At 71.4% G+C, this 25,221-nt stretch carries 28 protein-coding genes and 3 pseudogenes; 15 read left to right on the forward strand and 16 right to left on the reverse strand.

The window, feature by feature from the left end:
• The first annotated feature begins 21 nt into the window (after positions 1-21).
• Positions 22-990, forward strand: a complete 969-nt coding sequence (locus ACFYZL_RS26335) for a helix-turn-helix transcriptional regulator (protein WP_384745132.1) — start codon at positions 22-24, stop codon at positions 988-990.
• A 67-nt stretch (positions 991-1,057) separates the two neighbouring features.
• Here ACFYZL_RS26335 and ACFYZL_RS26340 read toward each other — a convergent pair whose 3' ends face one another.
• The 3 genes from ACFYZL_RS26340 to ACFYZL_RS26350 all read right to left on the reverse strand — a co-directional run bounded on the left by ACFYZL_RS26340 (position 1,058) and on the right by ACFYZL_RS26350 (position 3,294).
• On the reverse strand, positions 1,058-1,882 hold the full coding sequence (locus tag ACFYZL_RS26340; protein WP_388682316.1) for a hypothetical protein: 825 nt from the start codon (positions 1,880-1,882) through the stop codon (positions 1,058-1,060).
• Positions 1,883-2,040: 158 nt separating this feature from the next.
• On the reverse strand, positions 2,041-2,853 hold the full coding sequence (locus ACFYZL_RS26345; RefSeq protein ID WP_384745129.1) for a class I SAM-dependent methyltransferase: 813 nt from the start codon (positions 2,851-2,853) through the stop codon (positions 2,041-2,043).
• 126 nt (positions 2,854-2,979) lie between these two features.
• Complete coding sequence (locus ACFYZL_RS26350) at positions 2,980-3,294, reverse strand: hypothetical protein (RefSeq protein ID WP_388682318.1); 315 nt, start codon at positions 3,292-3,294, stop codon at positions 2,980-2,982.
• Between the two features lie 157 nt (positions 3,295-3,451).
• Between ACFYZL_RS26350 and ACFYZL_RS26355 the strand changes: the two genes are divergently transcribed.
• Positions 3,452-4,477: a hypothetical protein gene (locus tag ACFYZL_RS26355; protein ID WP_384745126.1), complete on the forward strand. Its 1,026-nt coding sequence runs from the start codon at positions 3,452-3,454 to the stop codon at positions 4,475-4,477.
• Positions 4,478-4,574: 97 nt separating this feature from the next.
• The gene (locus tag ACFYZL_RS26360) at positions 4,575-4,814 is read left to right on the forward strand and encodes a hypothetical protein (RefSeq protein WP_388682320.1); all 240 of its coding nucleotides are present in this window, start codon (positions 4,575-4,577) and stop codon (positions 4,812-4,814) included.
• Positions 4,815-4,864: 50 nt separating this feature from the next.
• Here the strand turns inward: ACFYZL_RS26360 and ACFYZL_RS26365 are convergent, their stop codons facing one another.
• Positions 4,865-5,317: a hypothetical protein gene (locus tag ACFYZL_RS26365; RefSeq protein ID WP_388682322.1), complete on the reverse strand. Its 453-nt coding sequence runs from the start codon at positions 5,315-5,317 to the stop codon at positions 4,865-4,867.
• Positions 5,318-5,587: 270 nt separating this feature from the next.
• On the opposite strand from ACFYZL_RS26365, the gene ACFYZL_RS26370 reads away from it, so the two are divergent.
• On the forward strand, positions 5,588-5,965 hold the full coding sequence (locus ACFYZL_RS26370; RefSeq protein ID WP_388682439.1) for a hypothetical protein: 378 nt from the start codon (positions 5,588-5,590) through the stop codon (positions 5,963-5,965).
• A gap of 35 nt (positions 5,966-6,000) precedes the next feature.
• Here ACFYZL_RS26370 and ACFYZL_RS26375 read toward each other — a convergent pair.
• A pseudogene (locus ACFYZL_RS26375) lies at positions 6,001-6,129 on the reverse strand (DUF3710 domain-containing protein); the annotation flags it as partial.
• A gap of 251 nt (positions 6,130-6,380) precedes the next feature.
• Entirely contained in the window at positions 6,381-7,049 is a 669-nt protein-coding gene (locus ACFYZL_RS26380; protein ID WP_388682324.1) for an HAD-IA family hydrolase, read from the reverse strand.
• 100 nt (positions 7,050-7,149) lie between these two features.
• Here ACFYZL_RS26380 and ACFYZL_RS26385 point away from each other — a divergent pair.
• Positions 7,150-7,745 (forward strand): annotated as a pseudogene (locus tag ACFYZL_RS26385) (DinB family protein).
• Positions 7,746-7,993: 248 nt separating this feature from the next.
• On the opposite strand, the gene ACFYZL_RS26390 reads toward ACFYZL_RS26385, so the two are convergent.
• Entirely contained in the window at positions 7,994-8,827 is an 834-nt protein-coding gene (locus tag ACFYZL_RS26390) for a PIG-L family deacetylase (RefSeq protein WP_388682326.1), read from the reverse strand.
• A gap of 284 nt (positions 8,828-9,111) precedes the next feature.
• Between ACFYZL_RS26390 and ACFYZL_RS26395 the strand changes: the two genes are divergently transcribed.
• Entirely contained in the window at positions 9,112-10,155 is a 1,044-nt protein-coding gene (locus tag ACFYZL_RS26395; protein ID WP_384745117.1) for a sulfotransferase, read from the forward strand.
• Positions 10,156-10,282: 127 nt separating this feature from the next.
• Positions 10,283-11,317 carry a beta-propeller fold lactonase family protein gene (locus tag ACFYZL_RS26400; protein ID WP_388682328.1) on the forward strand — a complete coding sequence of 345 codons (1,035 nt, stop codon included), beginning with the start codon at positions 10,283-10,285 and terminating at the stop codon, positions 11,315-11,317.
• Between the two features lie 24 nt (positions 11,318-11,341).
• Here the strand turns inward: ACFYZL_RS26400 and ACFYZL_RS26405 are convergent, their stop codons facing one another.
• From ACFYZL_RS26405 to ACFYZL_RS26425, 5 genes are all read right to left on the reverse strand, one after another.
• Positions 11,342-11,941, reverse strand: coding sequence for a hypothetical protein (locus ACFYZL_RS26405; RefSeq protein ID WP_388682330.1), 600 nt, complete (start codon positions 11,939-11,941; stop codon positions 11,342-11,344).
• A gap of 70 nt (positions 11,942-12,011) precedes the next feature.
• The gene (locus ACFYZL_RS26410) at positions 12,012-12,380 is read right to left on the reverse strand and encodes a hypothetical protein (RefSeq protein ID WP_388682332.1); all 369 of its coding nucleotides are present in this window, start codon (positions 12,378-12,380) and stop codon (positions 12,012-12,014) included.
• Between the two features lie 214 nt (positions 12,381-12,594).
• A complete protein-coding gene (locus ACFYZL_RS26415) occupies positions 12,595-13,959 on the reverse strand; it encodes an MFS transporter (RefSeq protein WP_388682334.1) in 1,365 nt (454 codons plus the stop codon).
• Positions 13,956-14,657, reverse strand: a complete 702-nt coding sequence (locus ACFYZL_RS26420; RefSeq protein WP_388682336.1) for an ArsR/SmtB family transcription factor — start codon at positions 14,655-14,657, stop codon at positions 13,956-13,958. The genes ACFYZL_RS26415 and ACFYZL_RS26420 overlap by 4 nt, the downstream gene beginning before the upstream one ends.
• Positions 14,658-14,747: 90 nt before the next feature.
• Positions 14,748-15,509, reverse strand: a complete 762-nt coding sequence (locus ACFYZL_RS26425; protein WP_388682338.1) for a metallophosphoesterase family protein — start codon at positions 15,507-15,509, stop codon at positions 14,748-14,750.
• A gap of 164 nt (positions 15,510-15,673) precedes the next feature.
• On the opposite strand from ACFYZL_RS26425, the gene ACFYZL_RS26430 reads away from it, so the two are divergent.
• Together ACFYZL_RS26430 and ACFYZL_RS26435 are read left to right on the forward strand one after the other, a co-directional pair.
• Positions 15,674-16,198: a DUF1877 family protein gene (locus ACFYZL_RS26430; RefSeq protein WP_388682340.1), complete on the forward strand. Its 525-nt coding sequence runs from the start codon at positions 15,674-15,676 to the stop codon at positions 16,196-16,198.
• 605 nt (positions 16,199-16,803) lie between these two features.
• Positions 16,804-17,394: a hypothetical protein gene (locus tag ACFYZL_RS26435; RefSeq protein ID WP_388682342.1), complete on the forward strand. Its 591-nt coding sequence runs from the start codon at positions 16,804-16,806 to the stop codon at positions 17,392-17,394.
• 12 nt (positions 17,395-17,406) lie between these two features.
• Here ACFYZL_RS26435 and ACFYZL_RS26440 read toward each other — a convergent pair whose 3' ends face one another.
• From ACFYZL_RS26440 to ACFYZL_RS26450, 3 genes are all read right to left on the reverse strand, one after another.
• Positions 17,407-17,769, reverse strand: coding sequence for a hypothetical protein (locus ACFYZL_RS26440; RefSeq protein ID WP_384745099.1), 363 nt, complete (start codon positions 17,767-17,769; stop codon positions 17,407-17,409).
• A 42-nt stretch (positions 17,770-17,811) separates the two neighbouring features.
• Positions 17,812-18,777 (reverse strand): MBL fold metallo-hydrolase, encoded by a 966-nt coding sequence (locus tag ACFYZL_RS26445; RefSeq protein ID WP_388682344.1) that lies wholly within the window; start codon positions 18,775-18,777, stop codon positions 17,812-17,814.
• Between the two features lie 160 nt (positions 18,778-18,937).
• Positions 18,938-19,921, reverse strand: coding sequence for a LuxR family transcriptional regulator (locus ACFYZL_RS26450; protein ID WP_384745096.1), 984 nt, complete (start codon positions 19,919-19,921; stop codon positions 18,938-18,940).
• A 158-nt stretch (positions 19,922-20,079) separates the two neighbouring features.
• On the opposite strand from ACFYZL_RS26450, the gene ACFYZL_RS26455 reads away from it, so the two are divergent.
• The 3 genes from ACFYZL_RS26455 to ACFYZL_RS26465 all read left to right on the forward strand — a co-directional run bounded on the left by ACFYZL_RS26455 (position 20,080) and on the right by ACFYZL_RS26465 (position 22,565).
• Entirely contained in the window at positions 20,080-21,492 is a 1,413-nt protein-coding gene (locus tag ACFYZL_RS26455) for an aminopeptidase P family protein (protein WP_384745094.1), read from the forward strand.
• A gap of 141 nt (positions 21,493-21,633) precedes the next feature.
• Positions 21,634-22,299 (forward strand): hypothetical protein, encoded by a 666-nt coding sequence (locus ACFYZL_RS26460; protein WP_384745092.1) that lies wholly within the window; start codon positions 21,634-21,636, stop codon positions 22,297-22,299.
• 62 nt (positions 22,300-22,361) lie between these two features.
• A complete protein-coding gene (locus tag ACFYZL_RS26465; RefSeq protein ID WP_384745090.1) occupies positions 22,362-22,565 on the forward strand; it encodes a hypothetical protein in 204 nt (67 codons plus the stop codon).
• Between the two features lie 21 nt (positions 22,566-22,586).
• On the opposite strand, the gene ACFYZL_RS26470 is transcribed toward ACFYZL_RS26465, so the two are convergent.
• Positions 22,587-23,099, reverse strand: a complete 513-nt coding sequence (locus ACFYZL_RS26470) for a carboxymuconolactone decarboxylase family protein (protein ID WP_384745088.1) — start codon at positions 23,097-23,099, stop codon at positions 22,587-22,589.
• Between the two features lie 98 nt (positions 23,100-23,197).
• Between ACFYZL_RS26470 and ACFYZL_RS26475 the strand changes: the two are divergent.
• The 3 genes and pseudogenes from ACFYZL_RS26475 (at position 23,198) to ACFYZL_RS26485 (ending at position 25,146) form a co-directional block, all read left to right on the forward strand.
• Positions 23,198-24,138 (forward strand): annotated as a pseudogene (locus tag ACFYZL_RS26475) (pirin family protein).
• Between the two features lie 25 nt (positions 24,139-24,163).
• Positions 24,164-24,508 carry a GNAT family N-acetyltransferase gene (locus ACFYZL_RS26480; RefSeq protein ID WP_384745086.1) on the forward strand — a complete coding sequence of 115 codons (345 nt, stop codon included), beginning with the start codon at positions 24,164-24,166 and terminating at the stop codon, positions 24,506-24,508.
• A 65-nt stretch (positions 24,509-24,573) separates the two neighbouring features.
• Positions 24,574-25,146: an antibiotic biosynthesis monooxygenase gene (locus ACFYZL_RS26485; RefSeq protein ID WP_384745085.1), complete on the forward strand. Its 573-nt coding sequence runs from the start codon at positions 24,574-24,576 to the stop codon at positions 25,144-25,146.
• Positions 25,147-25,221 lie beyond the last annotated feature (75 nt).

Raw genomic sequence — 25,221 nt, forward strand, 5'->3', positions numbered from 1 at the left:
TGACGCAACAGGCTGGGCCTCATGCTCGATACCTCCGCACGGCTGTTGCGCCTGCTCTCCCTCCTTCAGACCCCCCGGGCTTGGCCCGGCTCCGAGCTGGCCGAGCGGCTGGGGGTGAGCGGCCGCACCGTCCGCAACGACATCGACCGGCTGCGCGAGCTCGGCTACCCCGTGGACGCCACACGCGGATCCGCCGGTGGCTACCGGCTGGGTGCCGGGGCGGCGATGCCCCCGCTGCTCCTCGACGACGAGGAAGCCGTCGCGGTCACGATCGCCCTGCGCACCGCCGCGCGGGGCGCCGTCCCGGGCACCGAGGAGAACTCGCTGAGGGCGCTGGTCAAACTGGAGCAGGTGCTGCCCTCACGGCTGCGCCGGCGGGTACGGGCCCTCCACGACTACACCGTGGCCGTGCCCGCCGACCGTCCGGCGCCGACCGTCTCCGCGGAGGTGCTGACCACGCTGGTGTCCGCGTGCCGCGACCGGGAACGACTGCGCTTCGACTACCTGGACCACGCCGGCTCGTCCACCCGCCGCACGGTGGAGCCGTACCGGGCGGTGAACTGGGGCCGGCGCTGGTACCTGGTGGCGTGGGACGTCGAGCGCGAGGACTGGCGTACGTTCAGGATCGACCGGATCCGGCCCCGCACCCCGACGGGCCCGCGATTCGCCCCGCGCGAGCTGCCCGGCGGCGACGTCGCCTCGTACGTCTCCCAGCGGGTGTCGAGCACGGCCTGGCGCCACCACGCACGCGTGACCGTACACGCGCCGGCGGCGGCGGTGATCGAGCGGATCAATCCCGCGGTCGGGACCGTGGAGGCCGTCGACGACGACAGTTGTGTCCTGACCACCGGTGCCGACACCGTGCAGACCCTCGGGGTCCACCTGGGCATGCTGGGCTTCGACTTCGACGTCACCGAGCCGGAGGAACTGGTCACCCACCTCCGACGACTCGCGCTCCGTTACGCCCGCTCCACTCCGACGCCCCCCTGAGACGAGCCCCGGCAGCTCCCCAACGGACCACGGCCCGTGCCACTGGGGCGAGGCCCCACCGGGCCGCCTACGGCCCCCCGCCCCCGAAGAAGCCGGACCTCAGGTCCCCGATCACGGCGTCGATCGGATGGCCGCTCACGATGAACGGCCCGTTCCAGGGCGCGCTGAGCGCGAAGAGCAGCGCCAGGCTCAGCCCGACCACGCTCGCGACACCCACCACGAGCAGCGACGTTCGCAGGCTGCTGTGGAAGATCAGTGCCCCGGCGTTCACGATCAAGGCGAGTCCGCTGGCGACGAGCGTGACGACGTAGAGCGTGGGGACATCACGTGAGGCGGCCGCGACGCGGGCGCGCCGGCCGCTGGTGACGCTGTCCAGGGAAACCAGCAGCTCCGTGCTTGCCGGGGAGCCCAGCTCGGGCCGGGCCGCCTCTGCGCGCACGCTGCGCTCCAGCCGCGCGATCGCGCGAGCGGTGGTGGCGTCGTCGGCGGACGCCGCCGACTCGCCCTTCCATTCCCTGGCACGGGTGGTCTGCAGGTAGTCCCGCAGCGCCGCATGGATCGGCTCCGACCGGACGCGCGGACTCGTCGCCGCCCACGCCAGGCGGGAGGCCGCGGCCGCCTCGTCGCTCACCAACCCCTCCGCTGCCCGCAGATATCCGGCCTCGCTGGCCAACGAGAGCGCCGCGAAGATCGCGAAGGCAGCGCCGAGCGTGGGCATCAGGGGCATGGCGATCTGGGGCACGCGGTCCTGTTCCTCGACCGGTACGAGCGCCCGGACGCCGACCCGCGCCACGGCCGCGACCAGCAGGGCGAGAAAGAGCCAGCCCACGACCAGCACGACCGCCGGCAGCGAGGTCAACCAGTCCACCACATCACCCACAGTGCGTTCCACGAGCGTCACACAGCCGCGACGCATCCGCCCCGCGGCCGGCCTGGAGCCCCCCGTCGATCACCTGCAACCGGGCCCATGATCACAGGTCGACGACCTCCCACGCCCGCGACGCCCGGCAGCGCAGCCCACTTCGTCGACTGAACAGCCGAATGCGGTCGCTACGGGCCTGTCCGACCGCCTCGTGACGGCACCGCACCGCCATCATCCGATTCCGCAGCCGACGACGATGCCTCGACGACGAAGAACAGGAAGCAGGGCTTGGTCGAAAGGTCACGGAAGTCATCGGGGAACAGTTCACGCGCGGCAGGGTCGGGCTGTGGCTCGCCGATGCCGCGGAGACGGAAGCCCGCGGTGGTGAAGGCATCGATCATCGCGTGCAACGGCTTGCGCCAGAACCTGATCGGGACGGACTGCCCGTTGAACGTCCAGTCGAAGGAATAGGCAGTGGTCGCAAAATAGTCGGGCCGAGGATCCTGGATCGTGTACGCGACGAAAGGATGGTCCACCGACGCGATCAGCCGGCCGCCGGGCCTGAGTACGCGTCGCAACTCGGCGAGCGTCGGACCCCAGTCCTCCAGGTAGTGCAGCACCAGTGAAGCGACCACGTCGTCGAACGCACCGTCGGTGAAGGGCAGGGGGTCGCGCAGGTCGGCCACGTGCAGGGCCACGTCGTCACCGAGCCGCCGTCTGGCCTGCTCCAGCATGCCCGAACTGACGTCCAAGCCGGTGACGTCGGCACCGAGGTCGCGCAGTGCGGCGGACAGGGGCCCCGAGCCGCAGCCGGCGTCCAGGATCCGACGGCCGCGCACATCTCCGGCGAGGGCCGGCATCGCGGGCCGCTCGTAGTACGCGTTCACGAGGTTGTTCTCGTTCTCCGCCGAGTACGCCTCGGCGAAACCGTCGTAGAAATTCACCTGGCCCCCATCTGCGGACTGGGCGATGTCTTCGGGTACATCGGATAAGCGATCCATCGCCGCAGCCTAGTTGTCACATGATCCACCGCGGGCTTTCGGTCGCTACACGCCGCCTTGGAGGCCGTCCTGCCCACTTCGGTGTCCGCACGGCCGTCGCCGACCGGTTCCCGACCGCGGCTGCCTCTATGTCGGCGACGGAGAACGTCTGACCAGGCGCCCGTTGAGGATCACTTCCAGCCAGGGGCTCACCAGCGGGTCCACCCCCGGCGCGTGCCCCGCCCGGGACTTCCCGAACCCCTTGGGTGGCGCTCCCCAGGTGATGCGTCCCGGCTCCGGGTCGTGGGCGAAGGTTCCGAGCGCCATCCTGGGCGGGCAAGGGTCCAGGGGAGAGTCGAGCGGCGTCCAGGTCTCTCCCTCGGCCGGCGGGTGCACCTCGCGCACGGGTTCGGACAGCCGGGTGCCGCACACGGCGCAAGAGAAGACCTCGGCACCACTCATCTGCACGTCCTCTACCTCGTCCTTCGGTGCCTGCGAAGCTACGCCACGTCATCGACGCGCCCCAGCCCCTGCCGTCCCGGGACGGCTCCGGCGGAGCCGGCGTTCGACCGGAGGCGGGGGGCCGCCGGTTGTCAGTGGGCCTTCCTATGCTGGCGGCATGGCGATCACCAAGCGGACACTCGCGGAGGCCTGGCAGGAGAAGGCCGCCGGACACATCCTGCTCCACGATGTCGGGCTGCCGCCCGTCGCGCTCTCGGAGGACGAACTGGAGGAGTGGGCCGGGCGAGCCGAGGGCGGGGAGGACGGCGGCCTGTGGCTGCTCCTGGACGAGGACGGCACAGTGCGCGGCCGTCACGATCCCTACCAGGAGGCCTTTGCCACTCGTGACCTCGAAACGGTGCTCTATCTCATTGCGGAGGCCGCGATACGTGGGCGCGGCGGCAGCCTCGAGGAGGTCGCCGACGCGCTGGAGCGCATCGATCCGGTGTGGGGCAGACGGTTCCGCAGCGGTGGCCTGGACGGCGCGGGCACCGTCGAGTCGTGCGGGCGCGACCCGTTGGAGGGACTCGCCTGGATAGCCGGCTCCTGGCATGACCAGGACCCGTACACGACCCTCGCCTTCTTCCGTGCCGCGCCCGGACGAGCCGTCGACGCCGAGCGGCTGGCCTTGCTGTACGGGGCCGATCCCGCGCAGGTCGCGGCCGGCACGCGCCTTAAGGAGCTACAGGCCGACAACAACGCCTCCCACTGGGACCGCCTGTGGGACAGCTGCTGTTTCGGGCAGGCGGGCGAGTGGACGTTCCTGCTGTACCACGACACACCGTCGAAGTCCTTCGCCGACACGGAGGAGTACGCGGCGCTCGGGATCAAGGAAAGCGTGTGGCTGACCGCCACCTCCGCGAAGGCCATGTACACCTTCGACTACATGAGGGACGGCCGTCGCGTCGACGACGACCAGGGGGTACTGCCGGAACTGATCTGGTACGAGCGCGGGCGTGCCCCCTATCTGCGGGGCGGCGAACTCGACTTCCTCAACCGCGCGGTGCGCCGTGCGGAGCTGGACCACCCCGAACTGACCAGCACGTTCGAGCTGTACTTCCATGCCCTGGAAGTGTCCCTCGGTCTGCGCCTGCCACGCCGGGACTTCGCGGAAGGCGAGGTGCGTGCCGCGTACTGGGCCTAGGTACAGGGATACCGGTGCCGAGGCCGGGGTCAGGGACCGGTCTCCAGGCCTTGGCACGGCCCCCTCCCCCACCGCGAGCGCCGTCCCGCCCGGCACCGTGGCGGCGGCGCTGCTGGTGCCGCTGCTGACCGTGGCCGGCGTGGCCACTTCCCTGCGCACGCAGGAGATCGAGCACGAGTGGGCCGACCGTCAGATCGAAGCCTGCCGACACCTGCCGTTCCCGGTGACGGAGTACGTCGCGGCGTGGGCCGGTGTGGGCCTCGGCCTGATGGCGGTGGCGGTGTCTGGAACTGATCCGGCTGTACGCCGTGTACTCGGCCGCCGCGACGGGGATTGACCTCGGCGACGGGTGCTGACGAACTCGCCATGCGCACGGTCCCGGACGGCTCAGAGCTCGTTGAGGATCTTCTCCATCTCCTTGAGTTCGGTCTCGCTCAGGGTCGTCCGGAGGTCGAGGAGTTCCGCGGTCCATGCGGGGGTGCGCATGACGAGGATGCAGTGGAGGGCCGGATGGATGGTGGCCTCGGCCTGGTAGGCGGGGTTTTCGGTGTGCCCGAACACGGCCCGCAACGAGCCGTCGGCCGTCTCGGTGAGGGGGACGGAGTGGTCCAGGGCCCAGTCGTGGCCGTGCCCGCCGTCGATGCCCCGGTGGCGTGGCCGGAGAAGCGCTACCGGGGAAGTGAACGAAGGGGTGACGGGAGGGCCCGTGCGGACATTCCCCTCGGGGCCGGTGTAGCGGGAGCCGTGCGGGGTGCTGACGGTGCGTCCGCCGTGGTCGACGTCCAGGATCCACCGCTCGGTCGCCAGATGGCGCAAGGTCCCGGTCTCGCCGGCAGGCATCGCCCCTCATGAAACTTGCAACTCGTCGTTTTGTAGCAGGTGGCACGGGGCCTCTGCACCGATCCCGCCCGCCCACCGGGAAGCGCCCCTCCTCGTGCCCCGCAGCCCAGCGGGCGTCCGCCAAGCGGGACCTCCTGGCAAATCCGTTGGCACCGGGCGCCTTCAGAGAACAAGACTGCACCGGTGAACCCCATGCCGCTGGTGCCCGGCCCACTTCCTCTGCCAGTACCGGATCCGCGTTCCCGCGACCTCGTTCTCGACCATGCGGGCATGGACGCTGTAGTGGCCGGTCTGGTGCTGCCCCGCGATGCGTCGATGTACGTCATGAGCGCGATGGAAACGTCTCGCGCTTCTGCCGTCTTCGATGCCGTTTCCCTGCTGCTTCACCCACCATCGGGGGCAGAAGCGGCAGCCGTCGACGTGAGCGGAGCACAGCCGGAAGACCGACTCGCCAGGCTGTGGGAGGAACACCGGCGCGCCCCGTACCCCGACGGTTTCCGCGGCATTGACGTTGAAGGTGTGAAGTGCGGAGCCAGATCACCCGGCCTGGGTGCGGCGGCCGCGCTGCGGGTGCGGAGACGCCGGGTGAGGTCGAGAACGGCGGACAAGGGGACGAACGAGGGGATTACCACGACCCGTTCGAAGTAGGCGTATGCCCAGTCGTCGCGGCTCGCCGATTGTGTCGCCTCCCCGCTGATGACCCCACGCAGCAGCCATCCCGGACCGTCGCAGCCGAGGAACCGAACGGTCATCGAATCCCGCCCGCGGGTGTCACTGACCACTGGGGCCTCTGCCCTGACCTCAACACCCACTCGTCCGGAGCGCTGCTCCGCCTCTCCCCGCGGGCCCGCACGTCGACTCCGGGGCGGCTCGCGCCACGTCCCACCCCGTTCTCGCAGCCGAACGGAACGCCTGACGTTGCAAGGCAGCCGTCTTGCCGCGCCTCACCGTGACCCTCACAGCCCACGGACCGGCGTCCACGCGACCACCCTCTACGGTCACCACTTCTTCGTTGGGCCGGACGGCCTGCTTCGGCGCCGCGGTTTCATGCCACTGTGGCCGCTCACTCCCGTCGGGCGGAGGGGGTGTCCGAAGCGAAGGCGAGGATGTCGTCGGCCGCTTCGCGCAAGGTGCCGAAGTGGCGATGCACACCGTCCACCCGGGTCGAGGTGTTGACGCCCCACACCGTCATCCCGGCCCGCAGCCCGGCCTGCACCCCCGAAGGGGCGTCCTCGATGACGAGGCAGTCCTCCGGTCGGGCACCGAGTCGCGCGGCTGCCTGGAGATACGGCACCGGCGACGGTTTGCCCTCCTCCACGGCGGCCGCGTCCACCACGACCTCCGGGACCGGCAGGCCCGTCCGTGCGAAACGGCCACGCACCCGGTGTTCGTAGTTCGACGTCACCAGTGCCCAGGTCCCGGGTCGCAGGGCGTCGAGCAGTTCCGAGGCGCCGTCGAAGGCCCCGTAGGCGCCGGTGCGGACGTCCTCGTCCTCCAACTCGTGGAGCGCGGCGAGGCACTGTCGCGGGTTCTGGTCCGGGGCGACCTGCGCGAAGGTCTCCATCGGCCGGGTTCGGAGCGCCACCTCGTAGACCTCGTCGGGGTCCAGGCCGTATCGCTCTGCCCACGTTCGCCAGACCAGACGCTGGTTGTCCAGGGCATCGATCAGCGTGCCGTCGACGTCGAACAGGACATACCTCGTGGCGCCGGACGGGCGGGGTTCACTGATCACGTGCCGATCATGTCACCAGGCGTTGAACGGGCGATCCGCCGGGTTCCGTGTGGGCGTCGCGACCGGCATCGATGTCAGTGCCGGATGGAACACTGGCCGCATGACCGAACCGAACCCGAAAGCGGAGCTCCTGCGATACCTGCAGGAGGCGCGTGACGCCCTGGTGTGGAAGCTCGACGGACTCTCCGAGTACGACGTCCGCCGCCCCCTGACTCCCACGGGGACGAACCTGTTGGGGCTGCTCAAACATGCCGCCGGCGTGGAACTGGGTTACTTCGGCGACACGTTCGGGCGGCCGTTCTTCGACGAGGAGCCGCCTGCGTGGTGGTCCCCGAGGAGCCCGAGTCCAATGCGGACATGTGGGCCACCGCGGACGAGTCGCGGGAGCAGATCGTCGGGCTGTACCGGCAGGCGTGGGAGCACTCCGACGGCACGATCGCGACGCTGGCGCTCGACGCGGTGGGTCACGTCCCGTGGTGGCCCGAGGAACGACGAGAGGTGACACTGCACCACGTCCTGGTGCGCGTGATCTCCGATACCCAGCGGCACGCCGGCCACGCCGACATCCTGCGCGAGCTCATCGACGGATCCGTCGGACATCTGCGGGGCACGGACAACATGCCGCCGGAGGACCAGGCGTGGTGGGAGGGCCATCGGCAGCGACTGGAGCGCGTCGCGCGGGAAGCCAAGGACTGAGGAGGCCGAGAGCCGAGGTTTCGGGGTCCCGGGGTCCCGGGGTGCCGGGATTCCGGCCCTTGGGCCGGGGCAGCGGGGAGCCGGCCCCCTCGACACGCCGCGCCGGGAAGGCGACGGACTCGGCGGAGGCCTCCCCGAGCGCGGGTTGCCGGAACGGCACCCGCGTCGACGAAGCCTCCGGCCCTCCCGAGCCGGCCGGTCGGGCGGTCGGTCGGGCGGGCGGGCGGGCGGGCGGGCGGGCGGGCGGGTCAGCGCAGTCCGGCGAAGAGATCGTTCTCGGGTACGGCCGCGCCCGTGGTGTCCTTGACGCGTACGAAGGTCTCCATGCCCATCAACTCGCCGAACCTCTCCTTGCCCATCTTGAGGAAGAAGATGTTCTCGCCCTGACTGGCGTGCGCGGCCAGCGCGTCGAACTTCTGGCCGCTGAACGCGGTGGTGTCGACCCACGTGGTGATCTCGTCATCGGGGAGGCCGATCTCGGCCATCGCGGCGGCCTCGGCGGGGTCCGGCTCCGGCATGTCCTCGTGGAACTCGCGCATGATCTCCCCGAACCGCTTCATCCCGGAGCGGGGCATAGTCGTCCAGTACACCTTCGGGGTCAGCGTGGTCAGCTCCAGCGCCGCCATCGTGATGCGGTGGGCCTGGATGTGGTCGGGGTGGCCGTAGAAGCCGTTCTCGTCGTAGGTGACGACGACATCCGGCCGGTAGTGCCGCATGAGTTCGGCGAGTCGGGCGGCGCCTTCCTCCACGGGGGTCTGCCAGAACGATCCGGGCGCGTCGTTGCTCGACCAGCCCATCATCCCGGAGTCGGCATAGTCCAGCGTCTCCAGATCGCCGACCTTCAGGACGTCACAGCTCGCCTCCAGTTCTTGACGGCGCATCGAGGCGACGGTGGCCGGATCGTGGCCGGGATCGCCCGGCTTGGCACCCCCGGGCCCGTCACCGCAACGGCCGTCGGTACAGGTCACCAGAACGGTACGGATGCCTTCCGCCGCGTACCGTGCGAGGACCCCACCGGTACCGGTGGCCTCGTCGTCGGGGTGGGCGTGCACTGCCATGAGCGTCAAAGGCCGGTCGGTCATGCGGTCCTCCAGTGGACATACGTCTGCTCATCGGTACGAGGGCACGGCGGGCGCGCCGGCGGACGGCCGGGTGTTCTCCGCGCTCCCCGCCCGTGCGTGGCTGTCCCTCGGTGGATGCAACCTGCATACCGGATCGGCTGTTCCCTGCGCGGCCGCTTGCCTTCAAGACGTCCGTACGAGTCGCGTTCGATTGGGTTGTCGTTGCACGGGAGAGGGGTCGGTCGGCGGGGAACGGGGAAGTCTGCTCGCGATCGCCGCGGTCGTCGTCGAGGGAGATTGCTGACGTGCGCACTTTGACCTTCGTTGTCGGTACGGGCCGTAGCGGCTCGACCGCGCTGTCGGGCATCCTCAACGCGCATCCGGATGTGCTCAGTCTGAACGAGCTGTTGTCGTCCGTGCAGAGCCGGGGTTTCCCGGAAGGCCGGTTCGGCGGTGGGGAGTTCTGGCGGCTGCTCGCCGATCCCAACCCCCTGTTCGAGCGGATGATCCGCAACGGGGTGCCGATGCCGGAGTTCCTCTACACGCGCCGTCCCGGACGGTTCGCGACCGAGACCACCGGCATCCCGGCCCTGTCCCTGATGGTGCTGCCCCACCTCAGTGACGACCCGGACGGCCTGCTCGACGAGCTGGAGAAGCAGGTGCGCGCCTGGCCGGACCGGACCGCCGCCGGCCATTACGAGACCCTGTTCGGCCTGCTGTGCGCGCGGTTCGGGCGCACGGCGGTGGTCGAGCGGTCGGGCTACTCGCTGGAGCGGGTGCCGCTGCTGCGCAGGGTCTTCCCGCAGGCGCGGTTCGTGCACCTGTTCAGGGACGGGCCCGACTGTGCGCTGTCCATGAGCCGGCACACCGGCTACCGGCTGATCTTCCTGTTGCGGGAGATCCTCGCCCGGACCGGCGTCGAGCGGGTCGAGGACCTGACCGAGGAGCAGATCCGTGCTCTGCCGCCCGAGCTGTCACCGTTGCTGACGGAGCGGTTCGATTCGGCACTCGTGCTGGACCGCGAGCTGCCGGCGACCGGTTTCGCGGCGCTGTGGTCGCAGCTCATCGTCCAGGGCGTGGCGCATCTCGACGCGGTGCCCGCACCGGCGCGGACCACCCTCGCCTACGAGGACCTGCTCGACGAGCCCCGTGAGGAACTGACGCGCTTGGCCGGCTTCATCCGAGTCGAGCCGCTCCCGCAATGGCTCGACGCCGGGGCCGCGCGCCTGGACGTCAGCCGCCGGGGCGCCTCACGGCGGCTGCCGGAGGGCGAACTCGCCGCGTTGCGCGAGTCCTGTGCCCCCGGTGTACGGGCCCTGGCACACGGCCCCGTACCCGAGAAGTGGTGAATCGGCGGCGAGTGCCATCCGCCCGTGCACCCGTCCACCCGTCCTCCCGTGCAGGGCGGTGTGCCGTTCGGAGCACGCCGGCGTGAGCCTCACATGGACTTCCGTGCCGGAGCCCTAGCGTGGGTCCGTGACGAGGAACCGGAACATGGGGCGGCGAGCGGCCGTGGTGCTGTGCGTGACGGCGGCGGCGCTCGTGGGGCCCGGAAATCCGGCCGGCGTCGCGTCCGCCGGGACGGCGACGGCCGGGCCGCCCGCGCGACCCGATGCCCTCGTGTACATCGCCGACCTGAACTCCGACACGGTGTCGATCGTCGACGCCGGAAGCGGCGTGGTCGTGGGCAGCGTCGCCGTCGGGGACGGACCGGACAGCGTGGCCGTCAGCCCGGACGGCTCCCGGGTCTACGTCACCAATTCCGCGGCGGACACCGTATCCGTGATCGACGCCCGTACGAGGAAGGTCATCGACACCATCGCGGTCGGGGACGAACCGAGCAGGGTGACGGTCTCCCCTGACGACCGGAACGTCTACGTCGCCAACGTCGGGTCGGACGACGTGTCGGTGATCAGCACCCGCACCCGTGAGGTGACGGACACCATCCGGGTGGGCCGTGCCCCGCTGGGCGTGGCGGTGACCCGCGACGGGTGCACCCTGTACGTCGCGAACGCCGCCTCCGGCACCGTCTCGGTGGTCCGGACCTCCACCGGCACGGTCACCGGCACCATCCCCGTCGGCAGCGGACCGACCGCCCTGACCCTCACCCCCGACGGCCGTCACCTGTACGTGTCCAACCTGACCTCGGACGACGTGTCGGTGGTCGACGTCCACGACGGCACGGAATCCGACCGCATCCCGGTCGGGGACCAGCCGGCCGGCATCGGGGTACGACCGGACGGCCGCCGGGTGTACGTCGCCGACATCGGGTCCGACGACGTGTCCACGATCAGCACGCGCCGCCGAGCCGTCACGGAGACCACCGCGGTGGGCCGCGGACCCAACGGGCTCGCCGTGAGCCCGGACGGTTCCCGGGTCTACGTCAGCAACTTCGACTCGGACAGCCTGTCCGTCATCGACACCTCGACGGGCCGCGTGACGGGCACGGTGGCCGTCGGCGACGGACCGACAGGCGTGGCAGTGGCAGTGGCACGGGGCAAGAGGGGCTGACCCCGCCGTACGTCTCCCGAGAGCCTAGCGTTCGGCCTCGGCCGGGAACCCGGGGCGGGTCCAGAGGGTGAGGTCGCTGCTGGTCGCGACGGCCAAGGTGAGACCGGACGGGGAGAAGCCGGCGGCGCGCAGCGTCGAGCGGTCGGAGTGGAAGACGTGCCACCACGTGCCTCCCGCCGCTCCGTCGTTCACTCCGCCGTCGGCGGAGAGGATGATGCGGTCGAGGGGCCAGTCGGGGCTGACGACGTCCACCGTCCAGCCGTCCGGGGTGGTGCCGTGCAGACCGCCGCCGAAGAGGCCCGCGATGCGGATCTCGCTGCCCGCGACGGGACCCAGGCCGGGGCATGCCAGGTCCGGGTGTGCGTCGGGGGTGCTGGTGGCGGGGTCGGGGTTCCGGTCGCGTGCGATCTTCTCGCCGGTGACGGCGTCGAAGAGTCCGTGGCCGGCCTGGGATACGACCATGACGAGGTCGTGTCCCGTGTCGGGATGGACCGCGAAGCCGATGCCGAGCAGGCCGCCGATGGTGCTCGTGCGGTCCAGGACCGGCTGCCAGGGTGCCGGGGCCGGCATGACGGGGGCAGCGAGGTAGCGCTCGCGTACGCGCTGTTGGTGTTCGGTGGTCAACTCGTCTCCTCGGTTCGGTGCACGTCGAGGATCTCGTACGCACGCGGACCGCCGGCCTCGGGTGGTCGGGTCAGTGGGCCCAGGGCAGGCGTACGGCTTCGATCTCCGGGTCGCCGAGGAGGACTTCGGCGAGCGAGGCCGGGCCGACGACCTTGGTGGCCCACAGGTCGTAGTCCGTGCACAGGATCCAGGAGCGGTCATGGGCCCAGAAGTTGGACGGGGTCCACCACTCTTCGTCGGGGTGGTCGTACAGGGCCTTCGCGTCCGCGAGCCGGCCGGCCCGGACGTGCAGGTTGTCGAAGTCCTCGGCCCCTTGACCCAGCGGGGTGTAGTAGGCGAGGCAGCGGGTGTCCGGCCCCTGGGCGCTGTGTTCGGTGAGGATCTCGATCAGCCGGTTCCAGTCGGCACGGTCCAGTCTGCCCTCGGACGCACCGGTCATGCCGACCGGCCGGCCGCCCGACTCGCGGAGCGAGGTGGAGCACCCAGGCCGCATCGGGCAGCGCCGGTGGCATGAAGCCGGTGAGCCCGTCGTCGTCGGCCAGTTCCCGCAGGCCGTCGGTCTCCGCGGAGGCGGCGAGCGGCCACAGGGCGGTCACCGGGGTCGTTGGGTCTCGTACATCCGATCAGATTATGGGCACCGAGTTCCGCGCTGCTCAGGCAAGGTGCTCGGCATCCGACCGGTCCGGGTCGGAGGCGGCGGGATCGGGCGCGGTGGGATCGGGCGTGGTGGGATCGGGCGTGGTGGGTTCGCTGCGGCGGATCCACAGGAGGGCTCCGGCGATCAGCGCGGTGCCTCCCAGGAGCCAGGGAAGTGGGCCGTGCGGCAGGACGCCGACGGCCAGGCCGGTGAGGGCTCCGGTCAGCTGCAGTGCGAGGGACTGGACGGACAGGGCCGTGGCGCGTCCCGCGCTGGGCACTCGGCGGTGCAGGAGGTCGTTCTCGCTGGGTCCCGCCGCGCCGAGGCCGAGATACACCAGGCCGTATCCGGCGGCCGCGAGGGTCGTGGAGGCGGGGCCAGTCGCCACGGCGGTGGCGCCGAGCAGGAGCAGGCCGCTCGCGGCGGCGCCCAGGCTCACCAGGACCGCACGCTCACCGCTGCCTGCCAGCCGTGCGGTCATGGGCGCCAGGTGGCTCCCGATCCCCGAGCAGACGAAGCCGGCGCAAGCGAGTGCGGCGAAGAGCATCGCACCCGACTCCGGCCCTCCGGTGGACGCCGCGGCACGGCTCGGCGTCAGCAGCTCGATCGTGGCCAGGGCGCTGCCGGCGGCCGCCGCGCTGAGGAGCACACGGCGTACCAGTCTGTCGCGTCCGCCGAGCCGCAGCCCGTCGGCGACGGTGGCCGGTATGCCCCGGAACACCGAGCGCAGCGTGCTGGGTGGACGGGGCGGTTCGGGGAGGGCGACGAGGACGTACAGCACGAAGGCGATCTGGGCTGCCGCGCCCAGCAGCGGTGGGACGGAGAGCGGGATCACCAGCCCAGAAGTGGCTTCGCCCAGTCGGGCACCGGCGTCGGGGTTCAGTGCGAGCGACCAGGGGAGGGCGCCGCCGAGGAGGGTGCCGGCGGCGAGCGCCGCGGAGGTGGCGGAGCCGCCGCGGGCCAGTCCGGTGCGCAGGTCGGCGTCGGGGCCGGCCTGGGCCTGGACGGTGTCGACGTACCAGGCCTCGGCCGGCCCGCTGGACAGGGCGCGCCCCGCGCCCATGAGGGCCATGCCGAGGGTGAGGACCCAGGGCGCGGTACCGAGGCCCTGGAGGGTGAAGGCGGCCAGGTTGAGCAGGCCGGCCGCGGCCAGGACGGCCCGGCGGCCGAGTACGTCGGAGAGTCCGCCCGTGGGCAGTTCCAGCGCGGCGGCGGTGAGCGAGTGCGCGACGAAGAAGCCCGCGATGGCGGCCAGGCTCATGCCGCGTTCGGAGAAGAGGAGGATCAGAGGGGTGCCGGCCAGGCTCAAGGGCAGCCAGAAGAGGACACAGGTCGTCACGTAGCGGCGTCGCGCGGAGCGCAGGTCCAGCGGCGCGGTCACTGCGCCGCCTCGGGGCTCGTCTCCGACGGGGTGGAGGCGTCCGGTTCCGGTTCCGGTTCCGGTTCCGGCTCCGGTTCCGGCTCCGGTTTCGGCTCCGGTTCCGGCGGAGCGGGGTCCTGAGGAGCGAGTGGCAGTCCGGCGGTGACGAGCACGACCTGTGTGGCGCGGGGGTCGCCGGCGTCGCGCCGGGTCAGCTCTTCCAGTTTCCGGTCGAGTGTGTCCCAGAGTTCGGTCAGCGACTCCGGGGTGAGACGGGGCATCCAGTCGTTGATCCCCGCCGGTTCCAGCCATTCCGGGGCCAGTCGACCGGCCGCGACGTCTGCCTCGTGCCGGACGAGTGAGGCCTCCAGGTGTTCGACCTGGCCCCTGCGGGAGAAGCCGACGAAGGCCCGGCTGTCCGGCGAGGCTTCCATCGCCCGGTTGTTCCAGGAGGTCACGGCGTGCACCGCCTGCCAGCGGCGCTCTCGCCCGTCGCGGTGGTCGGCGTCGGCGACGAACGCGTACTTCGCCAGGACCCGCAGGTGATAGCTGGTGGAAGCGGACGACTCGCCGGTCCTGGCGGCCAGTTCACTCGCGGTTGCCGGACCGTCCTGCCGCAGCAGCCCGAGCAGCCGGATGCGCAGGGGGTGCGTGAGGGCCTTCAGGGCTGCGGCGTCCCGCTCGGGGTCGAGGAGGCGTCTGTGTTCTTCGCTGACCATGTACGGAGGTTAAGAGCCTCGGAGCGTTCCCAAAAGTATTTTTGCAAAATTTGTTGTGGAGAGTTGGCGGTACTCGAGAGTGAGCGGGTGTCACGAGCTTGGGCCCCGGCCGTCCCGTGGCGCGAAGGCTCCGAGGGCGTCGGCGTCGGTCGCGCGAGCGTGCAGGAAGTATGCGGCCCACTCGGCGATGTCGGGGTAGGACGAGTCCTGGCCGAGCCGGGTGGCGGCGGCTTCGAGGTCGAAGTGCGTGGTGCGGAGTTCGACGCCCGGGCCGAGAAGGGCCCAGTGTGCTCCCGTTCGTCCGTACGGCATGCCGACGCTGCCGGGGTTGATCACGAGTCGGCCGTGCGCGAGGCGGACGAACGGCATGTGGGTGTGGCCGCAGACCACGGTGCGGATGTCGGCGTCGAGTCCTTCGAAAACCTCCTGCCAGCGATCGAGGCGGGAATCGACCAGGACGACCTCCTCGTCGTCGCGAGGGGTGGCATGGCAGAACAGCGTCTTCCCGAGCCCGTTCACGGACAGGGAGAGTGATCGTGGCAGCGAGCCGAGCAGGTCGAGATGGTCCTCGCGGAGCTGTTCGGCTGCCCAGGGGGCGATCGGGTCGGGGATCGCGTCGCGTTGCCCCCGGCGGTACTCGAGCAGTTCGCGGTCGGCGTTGCCGCTGATCCAGATGACGCGGTCGCCGAGGCCGGTCAACAGATCGAGAACCCGGGTCGGTTGCGGACCGGCGGCGATGTCCCCGGTGAGCACGATGCGGTCGGCGGTCCGGACGTCCGGTTCGGCGAGGACCGCCTCCAGGGCCGGCAGGACTCCGTGGATGTCGGAAAGGACGGCTATTCGTTTCGGCATGGTCTCCACTGTGGGTTGGCGCCCGCCGAGGGGTGTGACCTTTCGCCCGCCGCGTAGTCCGGGGAGCCGTTCAACCCTCGGGGCGCCGGGTGCGTGGCCCCTCGCGGCGGACGGCCGAGGCGCGGCCCTCACAGGCCGTCGGGCGTACTGGGGATACTGACGTCATGGCAGTCACCCAACAGCTCGCGCGCGTCCCGGCGGAGTACCTCGCCTCCTGCCGCCGGTCCGCCGGCGAATCGCCGGATGGGGACCCGCGCTGGGACCCCCCGCAGGCGGATCTCCTCGACCTCGACTGGGCGCCGTCCCTGCTCGAACGGGTCGGCGTGCTGGGAGGTCTCGATGACGTCCATCTGGACGCGCTCCGGCAGGCCCTCACGGGTGACGCTGCCGTCGACTTCGGCTTCCTCAACGGGCATCCGCACGCCATCGGTCCCTTCGGGCCGGATCCCACGGCCCTCTCCCCGGCTCAGGTGGCCCACGTCTCGGAACTGCTCGGGCAGATCGACTTTCCGGCCCTCCTGGCCACCCTGCCGACCGACGCATCAGAGGCCGCCGCCTTGATCGGACCCGACGCGGACGGGATCGCCGGCGGCCCGCGGAAGTACCTGCTGGGGCACTTCGACGCCCTGCGCGAGTTCTACCGCGGCGCGTCGCGACGCCGGCTTCTCGTCGTGCTCTGGTGGGACTGACACGGATCGTCTCGGCGCCGGCCCACGCACGCCCGAGGTGCTGCTCGGGCCGCCGGGCGCTCCGCCGGCGTTCGACACGGTCGTCCCTCCCAGACATGCGAACGCATAGGCGAAGCACCTACGCAGGAGAGGCCCCGTCCGCTCGGACTCCGCCCGCGGGAGGTCGTGGCAGGGCATCCCCCGCCCGTTGATCCAGGTCTCCTCCTGGAGCACCTCGACATACGGCGGGGTGGCCTTCGGGATCAGCCCGGTCAGGACGCGCGAACCGTTCGGCGTGTACGACCAGCCCTTCTCCTTGACCCGGCGGAACGAGGGCGGAATGTCCTCGTCGGTCAGTTCGGCGAGCGGGTGGTCCGACAGGAGTCGGGTCATCTTCGGGTTCTTCTTCACGACTCGTCCGTTTCCGTCAGGCACGCTGCCGGTGCACCGTTTCCCGTGGTCCGCTGTCGTGCCGCCGACCCCGATGATCATGATGGTCGGCGCATCGAGCAGAATGCACATGACACGAGCGAGCGAGAGCAAGCGACGGCCTGTGACAGGAAGAGGGGGCACTCCCGTTGATCGCGGACGCGGAGAAGCGTGAACAGGTACGACCGTTCATGCACATGGGGGAACAGCTCATCGCGATGTGTTCCTACGAGTTGGGCCCAGGGGTCCCGACCCCTCCCGAATCGCTGCTGGCCCCGCCCCAGCCCTCCGAGCTCCACCGGCGCATCGAGGAGAAGCTGCCCCAGCCGCTGCGCCGGCTGACCCAGTCCAGGCTGCTCGATCCCCTCCGCTCCCGGCCCGCCGCCGCCGCGAACGCGGTCGACCGGCTGCCGGACGCGGTGGACGACCTGGGCACCCGCATGATGCACGGCAAGAGCATGGAAGGCGGCTGGCAGAGTGCGGCCGGGCACTTCGTGATCAGCCGTGCCAACGCCCGCGGCTCGGCCATCGGCGGTCTGCTCGCCGTCACCGACCGGCGCTGGCTCGCCCTGGCCGACGTATCGCCGCTGTGGCAGCTCACCCCGGTGATGCAGCAGGTCTGGGAGGCGCCCCGGCAGGCCGTCGCCGCCCTGCGGGTCAACCCCACGGGGGTGCTCCAGAAGGGGCGGATGGACATGGAGTTCACCGACGGCTCGTGGGTCGCGCTGCTCGCCTCGCCCGCCGCCCAGGCCGCCCCCTTCGCGGCGGATGCGGCCCGCTACCGCTGACGACGGGCCGCCTCAACGCCGGTCGAACAGGTCCCGCAGTCGGCCGCCGTGACGCTTCGTCGCGAGCGGCCAGGGCCCGTGGGATGCGAGCTCGTCGGCGAGCCGGGACAGGAAGGCGCGGAACTCTTCCTCCCCGAAGGGCTCTTGGCCTTCGTACGGGTCGAACGTGCTCGCCAGTGCCGCGTCCGTGGTCAGCACCCACCGCAACGCGGCCACCTGCTCGGCCATCGGCCGGTCCGAGAGCGGTTCGACCTGCATGGCCGTCGCGTACCGCCGCACCAGCTCGTCGTCGAGAGCCGCGCCGCCCTCCCGGTACATCGCCTGGTACAGGATGCAGTTGACCAGCCCGAACGCCCACGTCTCCATACCGGCCATCGCCGGGCCCCCTTTCGTCGAGGTCCATCGAACCAGCCGACGTCAGTCGCCGTGCTGGTGCTGTTCGGGCAGTCGGCTGTTGGGGTGGGCCCACAGCAGGACGTTGTCGGGGCGCTCGTCCGCGAAGAAGGCGAGGACGTCCTGGTCCGAGTGGCGCAGGCTGAAGTGGGTGAGGACGAAGAGGGTCTCCGGGTGGGCCTCGACGACGGGCCGGAGCCGACTCCACACGGTGTGACCGACCCGGTCGGCCCGCTCCAGCTCGGCGTCGTCGAGAAAGGTGCACTCGGTGATGATCACCGGGTAGCCGAAGAGCCACGGGTTGGCGTCGAAGACGCTCACGTGGGTGTCGCCGAGGAAGGCGAACAGCGGCCGCAGTACCTCGTGTTCCACCTCGGCGCCCTCCTTGCGGCGCTGGGCGAGGATGCGTCCGAACTCGGCGCCGCTCCGGCCCTGCGCGCTGAGTGAGCTGCGCAACTCCGCGTATTCGGGCAGCAGTTCCTTGCGGCGTTCGGAGAACGCGTAACCCACGCACGGCACCTTGTGCACGCACTCCACCACCCGTACGTGGTGCCCGCGGCGGCCGAAGGTGAACTCGTCGCCGCCGCGCACGCCGTGCAGCCGGCAGTTCGCGGCGAGGGCGGGGTCGTAGGCCATGCCGTGGTTCAGTTCGGCGGAGGCACGCAGGAAGCGCTCCACGTACGGGACGGCGGGGGCGGGCAGGTGGATGTCGACGCCGGCGGGCCTGGCGGCGAGGTGGTCGAGGTCCTTGGAATGGTCGTGGTGGGTGTGGGTGAGGAAGACGGTCTCCGGTTGGCGGCCCTCCACGAGGCCGGCGTCGAGCGCGCAGCGCAGTTCGGGAACGTGGAAGAACGTCTTGTCGTTGGCGCGCGAGTACCCGGTGAGGGTCAGCTCGGTGCCGGGTATCCGCCAGGTCTTCCACTGGCGGAACGGGTGTCCGCGCTCGAGCCGCTCGGGGTGGGCGGGGGTCCGCTCGGGGGGCTGTGCCATCGTGCCGGTGCCTCCGTCGGACCGCCGTGATCGAGATGAGGGACGTGATCGTAGCGGTCGCCGTGGCGGGACGGCCCGTGGTTTTCCGGGCCGGCGTCACGACCCGGACCTGCCGACTCGCCATCGGGGCGGGTGGTCGCCGGTTCCGGCGCTCCCCTGCTCACAGCCAGCCGTGGCGCTGTGCCTGGAGGCCCATCTGGAAGCGGTTCTCGGCGCCCAGGCGGGCCATCAGGATCTGGAGGCGGCGGAAGAACGTGCGGCGGCTGACGCCCAGTTCACGGGCGATGACCTCGTCGCTCGCTCCTCCGGCGAGGAGGCGCAGCAGTCGACGGTCGGCCGGCGACAGGCCGGCCGGGCGGGTGGCGCGGCCGTGCAGGGGCATGGCCGCCTGCCAGGTCTGCTCGAACAGGGCGAGCAGCGCGGAGAGCAGTCCGCACGGCTGTACCACCAGCATCGTGTTGTGCACGTCCGCCTCCCTGATCGACAGGGACACCAGCGCGTACGCCTCGTCGATGATCACCAGCTTGACCGGCACCGACGGTGCCACCTTGGCCTGCTCTCCGGCCTCGATGCACGGTTCGATGGCCGTCTCCAGCTGCCCGGGGACCTCCAGCGACGCCCGGGAGTAGACGACCCGCTGCGTCACGCCGCGGGCGAGGGTCGCCAGCGCGTCGTCGGTGGCGCCGACCAGCGGGAAGTACGGCGGTGAGTCCAGCTGCCGGATCTGCTCGCGGGCGCTGGCCCACGCGTGGCGCATCCTCGGCCCGATGGCGTCGCCCGTCACCACCTCGACCAGGTTGTCGTTGTACGCCGCGAGGCGCTGGCGCCGGAACGACTCGAACGCGCCGCCCACGGTGATGCGCGACTCCTCCAGCTCCGCCGCCCGGTGCCGGGCGAGGATCTCCAGGCCCGCGGCGGGCGGCACCGGCGCGACCACGTCCGCGCCCTCCTCGGCGGCGCTGGCCAGTCCGGCGTCGACCAGCTCGCCGTAGGCCGCGGTGAGCCCGGCGCCGTCCACTCCGGCCGCCTCCCCGATCGCGCCGAGCGGAGCGGGGGCCAGTTCCAGGAGTGCCAGGTACACGCGGACCGCCACCGGATCGATCCCCAGCAGCGTCAAGGCCTCGCCCAGTTTCGTGTTCGCCATGCACCGCATTATCGACGCCCGCGTGAGGGGATTGGCCGATCAGTGCCACTGGCACGGCCGACCCTCTCCTGCCCGCCGTACCGCAGTACCGTCCGGGAGTCGCCGAGTCGCCGAGGTCTCGCGCGGCAGTCGAACCCATCGGGAAGAAGGTGCACGACGTGGCGAAGAGTCGGAAGAACGGCCTCTACTCGGGGATCTCCGAGGAACTGTCCGCCCTGATGAAGACGGGCTGGGCGGACACCGAACGGCACGACGTCCCGCTCGACGAGCAGGCTCCGTACGCGGCCCGCCGGCGCGCCGCACTCTCCGCGCGCTTCCCCGGCGAGCGGCTGGTGATCCCGTCGGGCAACCTCAAGGCCCGCTCGAACGACGACACCTACCCGTTCCGCCCGTACTCCGGCTACGTCCACATGACCGGTGACCAGGCCCGCGACTGCGCGCTCGTCCTCGAACCCCGCGCGGACGGCGGCCACGACGCGTACTGCTACCAGCTGCCGCGGGACGGCCGGGACACGGACGAGTTCTGGCTCGGCTACACCGCCGAGCTGTGGATGGGTCGGCGTGCCTCCCTCGCCGAGTCCGAGCGCCGGCTCGGGCTGGCCTGCCGCGACGTCCGTACGGCGGCGGGCGAACTGGCCGCCGCCTCCGACGTCCCCACCCGGATCGTCCGCGGCGTCGACCCGGTGCTGGAGGCCGCCGTCACCACCGACGCGGACCGCGACGCGGCGCTGGAAGAGGCCCTGGGCGATCTGCGCCTCGTCAAGGACGCGTGGGAGATCGGCGAGATGCGCAAGGCGGTGGACTCCACCGTGCGCGGCTTCACCGACTGCGTGGGCGAGCTGTCCCGGGCGGTCGCGTCCTCCGAGCGGTGGATCGAGGGCACCTTCTTCCGCCGCGCACGGCTGGAGGGCAACTCCGTCGGCTACGGCTCGATCTGCGCCGCGGGCGACCACGCCACGATCATGCACTGGACGGACAACGACGGGCCGGTGCACCGCGGTGAGCTGCTCCTGCTCGACGCCGGCGTGGAGACGCACACCCTGTACACCGCCGACGTCACCCGGACCCTGCCGATCAGCGGCACGTTCACTCCCGTGCAGCGCAAGGTGTACGACGCGGTGTACGGGGCCCAGGAGGCGGGCATGGCCACCGTGAAGCCGGGGGCCGCGTACCGCGAGTTCCACGTGGCGGCGCAGCGGTACCTGGCGGAGCAGCTCGTCGAGTGGGGCTTCATCGAGGGCCCGGCGGAGCGGGCGTACGAGCTCGGTCTGCAGCGCCGCTTCACCATGGCCGGCACCGGCCACATGCTCGGCCTGGACGTGCACGACTGCGCCGAGGCCCGCAACGAGGACTACGTCGACGGCGTGCTGGAGCCGGGCATGGTGCTCACGGTGGAGCCGGGCCTGTACTTCCAGCCGGACGACCTCACGGTGCCGGAGGAGTGGCGCGGCATCGGAGTCCGGATCGAGGACGACCTGCTGGTGACGGCCGACGGCCACGAGAACCTGTCGGCGGGTCTGCCGCGCTCGTCGGACGAGGTCGAGGCGTGGATGGCCCGCGTCGCGGGCTGACGGGAGAAACCGGAGGTTCCGGTGCCGCCTCGGCGGCACCGGGACCAGGCACGTGGGGTCGGGACGGAGCACGCTCGCCCGTTCGGTCGAACCGGCTGCGCACCGCGCGTGTGCCGGTATCCGGCCGGGTAGGGCACGAAGGTGCTGTCCTTGCCCCCGTACACGCCTGACCTGCGAAAGCGCTTCCAGTCCGACGGGTATCTGCCGCTGCCGGGACTGGTGAACGCCGCCGGCGTGACGCGCCTGCGCTCGGAGGTCGCCCGGCTGGAGGGGCTCGCCACCCGGCGGGACCTGACCATGACGTGCATGGGCGACTCGCCCCGTCACATGACCACCGTCGGCGGGCGGGTCATCGCCGCCGAGTCCGAGCTGATCACCCGGCTGTACCGGGATCCGGACCTGGTCGCGCTGGTCGGACGCATCGCCGGCATCGTTGCCGTGCCGGTGCGCGATCCGCTGGAGCGGTACGTCGTCAACATCCTCCACCGCCCCGGCGACACCCACGGCGCCCACACCGACGACTACCCGCTCGCCCTGGTGCTGTTCGCGGAAACGCCCGCCGGCTCCGACGGCGGCGGACTGTTGGAATACGTCCCGAGGGCCGAAGACCTGGACGCGCTGGATTCGTCCGCGGTCCAACTGGCCCGCCACGGCCCCGGCGACGCCTACCTCCTGCGCAGCGACACCACCGCGCACCGCGTCACCCCGCTGCGCCGGCCCGGAACCCGGCGCAGCGTGGTCAACCTCGCCTACACCACCCCCGGGCACCAGCACGCCGTCACCGAATCGGCCGCGCTGCTCTATTGACCGCGGGCCGGCCGCCCGCCCACGGAGCCGTCGCGGATCGCCTGCCGCTCAGGCTCCCCACGGTGGTGTGCGCGCCGCTCGGCGGCAGGCTCTACGACCGGCTGGGGCCGCGGGTTCCGCTCGGCATCGGCACGGGGCTGTGCGTGGGCGCCCTGCTCGGTGCGGCGGCGGCGGTGCTCCTGGCTGCGTGCCTGGCCGTCTTCACCCTGCCCGGGAAGGCTGATCCCGCCGCGGCGGGCCGGGCCCCGGACGAGGACGCGGCGTGAGCGGCGGACGCCCTGCCCGGGTCAGGCGCGGTCGGCGGCCTCCGCCGTCCCCCGCACCGGGTGCTTGCTGAGGATCGAGACGCGGTTGAAGGCGTTGATCGTGATCGCCACCCAGATCACGGCCGAGATCTCGCCGTCGTCGAGCACCTCGCGCGCCTCCGCGTACGCCCGTTCCTGGGCGAGGGCGTCGGAGGGGTGGGTCGTGGCCTCCGCGAGGGCGAGGGCCGCGCGCTCCTGTGCGGTGAAGAGCTCGGTGTCCCGCCAGGCCGCGAGCACGCCGAGGCGCCGGGAGGTCTCCCCGGCGCGCAGGGCGGCGCGGGTGTGGACGTCGAGGCAGAAGGCGCAGCCGTTGAGCTGGGACACCCGGAGGTTGACCAGTTCGACCAGGATCCGGTCCAGGCCCGCCTCGGCCGCTGTCGTGCGGACGGTGTCGGCGGCCTTGACCAGCGCCCGGTACGCGGCGGGGCTCTGCTTGTCGAGGTGGATCCGCCCGGTGGCCCGGGGGGTCTGTGTGGCCCGTTCCGTCTCGATCATCCTGTGCTCCTCGGCCTGTTGTCGTACGTCGTCTTCGCGACTATGATCACCCATAGTTGTTGAAAGCGAAACTACTTTGGCGGGAGAGGGGCCGGGAAATGGATCACACGGAGTCGGAGGTCCAGGCCGGGGTCGAGGTCCTCACCCCCCGGGACGTCCCGCTGGGCGGCCCGCGAGCGATGACCGTACGGCGCACGCTGCCGCAGCGGGCGCGGACCCTCATCGGGGCCTGGTGCTTCGCCGACCACTACGGGCCCGACCGGGTCGCCGACTCCGGCGGAATGGACGTCGCCCCCACCCGCACACCGGACTGCAGACGGTGAGCTGGCTGTTCAGCGGGGAGATCGAGCACCGCGACAGTCTGGGCACCCACGCCTTCGTACGGCCGGGCGAGGTCAACCTCATGACGGGCGGCCACGGCATCAGCCACACGGAGGTGTCCACCCCGGACACGACCGTCCTGCACGGGGTCCAGCTCTGGGTGGCCCTCCCCGGTGAACACCGCCACGCCCCCCGCGACTTCCAGCACCACGCGCCCGAGCGGCTGCGCGTGGACGGCGCGGAACTGCGGGTCTTCCTGGGCGCCCTCGCCGGCGAGACCTCCCCCGTCCGCACCTTCACCCCGCTCCTCGGCGCCGAGATCGTCATCGACGCCGGGGCCACCGTCACCCTCGACGTCGACCCGGGGTTCGAACACGGCCTGCTCGTCGACGAGGGCGACGTCCACTTCGACGGAACCCGCCTGCTCCCCACCCAGCTCGGCTACGCCTCCCCCGGCCGCACGACCCTCACCCTCACCAACACGTCGGACCACCCGGCCCGGACGGTCCTCCTCGGCGGCCCGCCCTTCGAGGAGGAGATCGTGATGTGGTGGAACTTCATCGGCCGCAGCCACCGGGACATCGTCCTGGCCCGGGAGGAGTGGGAGCGCGCCTCCGACCGTTTCGGCGTCGTCGACGGCTACCCCGGCGACCGGCTGCCCGCCCCCGCGCTGCCCAACGCCGTCATCGCGCCCCGCAAGAACCCCGCCCACCGCTGAAACCCGTACCGAAAGGCCCTGCACCATGAGCGACCAGACCACCCAGTCCCCCGTCGTCCGCCGCGTCGACGCCCGTCACCGCTACGAGATCCTCGTCGGCGACGACCGTGCGGGCCTGACCGCCTACCGCGACCAGGACGACCGGCGGGTCTTCTTCCACACCGAGATCGACGACGCCCACGCCGGCCAGGGGCTGGCCGCCGTCCTCGTCGAGCAGGCCCTCACCGACGTCCGCGCCTCGGGCATGCGGATCGTGCCCGTCTGCCCGTACGTGGCCAAGTTCCTGACCAAGCACAAGGAGTTCGACGACATCACGGACCCCGTGACCCCCGAGATCCTCACCTGGCTCGACGGCGTGCTGGGGCGCTGAGCTCCGCGGGGAACAGCACGGCACGTAGAGTGTGGCCGGGCGCGGTGTGATCATGAGGAGTACGTGTGACCGCTGTCAGCCTTGAGCACTCGACCGTCCCCGCCGACACCGGCGAGGTGACCCTTCTGATAGCCCGGCGGGTCGACCCCGGCTACGAAGCCGACTTCGAGCTGTGGGCGAAGGGCATCCTGGAGAGTGCCGCGCGCTTCCCCGGCCACCTGGGTTACGGGCTCTTCCGCTCCTCGGGCGGCGACGCCCCCTGGTTCCTCGTCCACCGCTTCAGGGACGCGGAGGCCTGCCGGGCCTGGCAGGAGTCCCCCGAGCGGGCGGCCTGGTTCGCCGACTGCGAGGGACACCACCACACCGAGATCGCCCGGCGCCACCTGACCGGCATGGAGACCTGGTTCGCGAAACCGGGCTCGACGCGCCCGGCGCCGCCCCGGTGGAAGATGGCGATCAGCGCGACGCTGGCGATCTACCCGATCTCGGTTCTCGGCGGCCTCTTCCTGATGCCGCACCTGACCGCGCTCCCCCTCCTGCTCAACAGCCTGGTCACCGCCGCCGTGTTCAACGTGCTGATGACGTACGTGGCGATGCCGGCCGTGAGCAGACTCCTGCGCGGCTGGCTCACTCCGTAGCACCGGGAGGGACCGGCTGCCAGGCTGTCCGGGCGGACGGCCCACCGTGGTGGGGGTCGTCCGCCCGGACCGCGA

The sequence above is a fragment of the Streptomyces sp. NPDC001717 genome (assembly GCF_042892775.1).
In the GTDB taxonomy this organism is placed as follows: domain Bacteria; phylum Actinomycetota; class Actinomycetes; order Streptomycetales; family Streptomycetaceae; genus Streptomyces.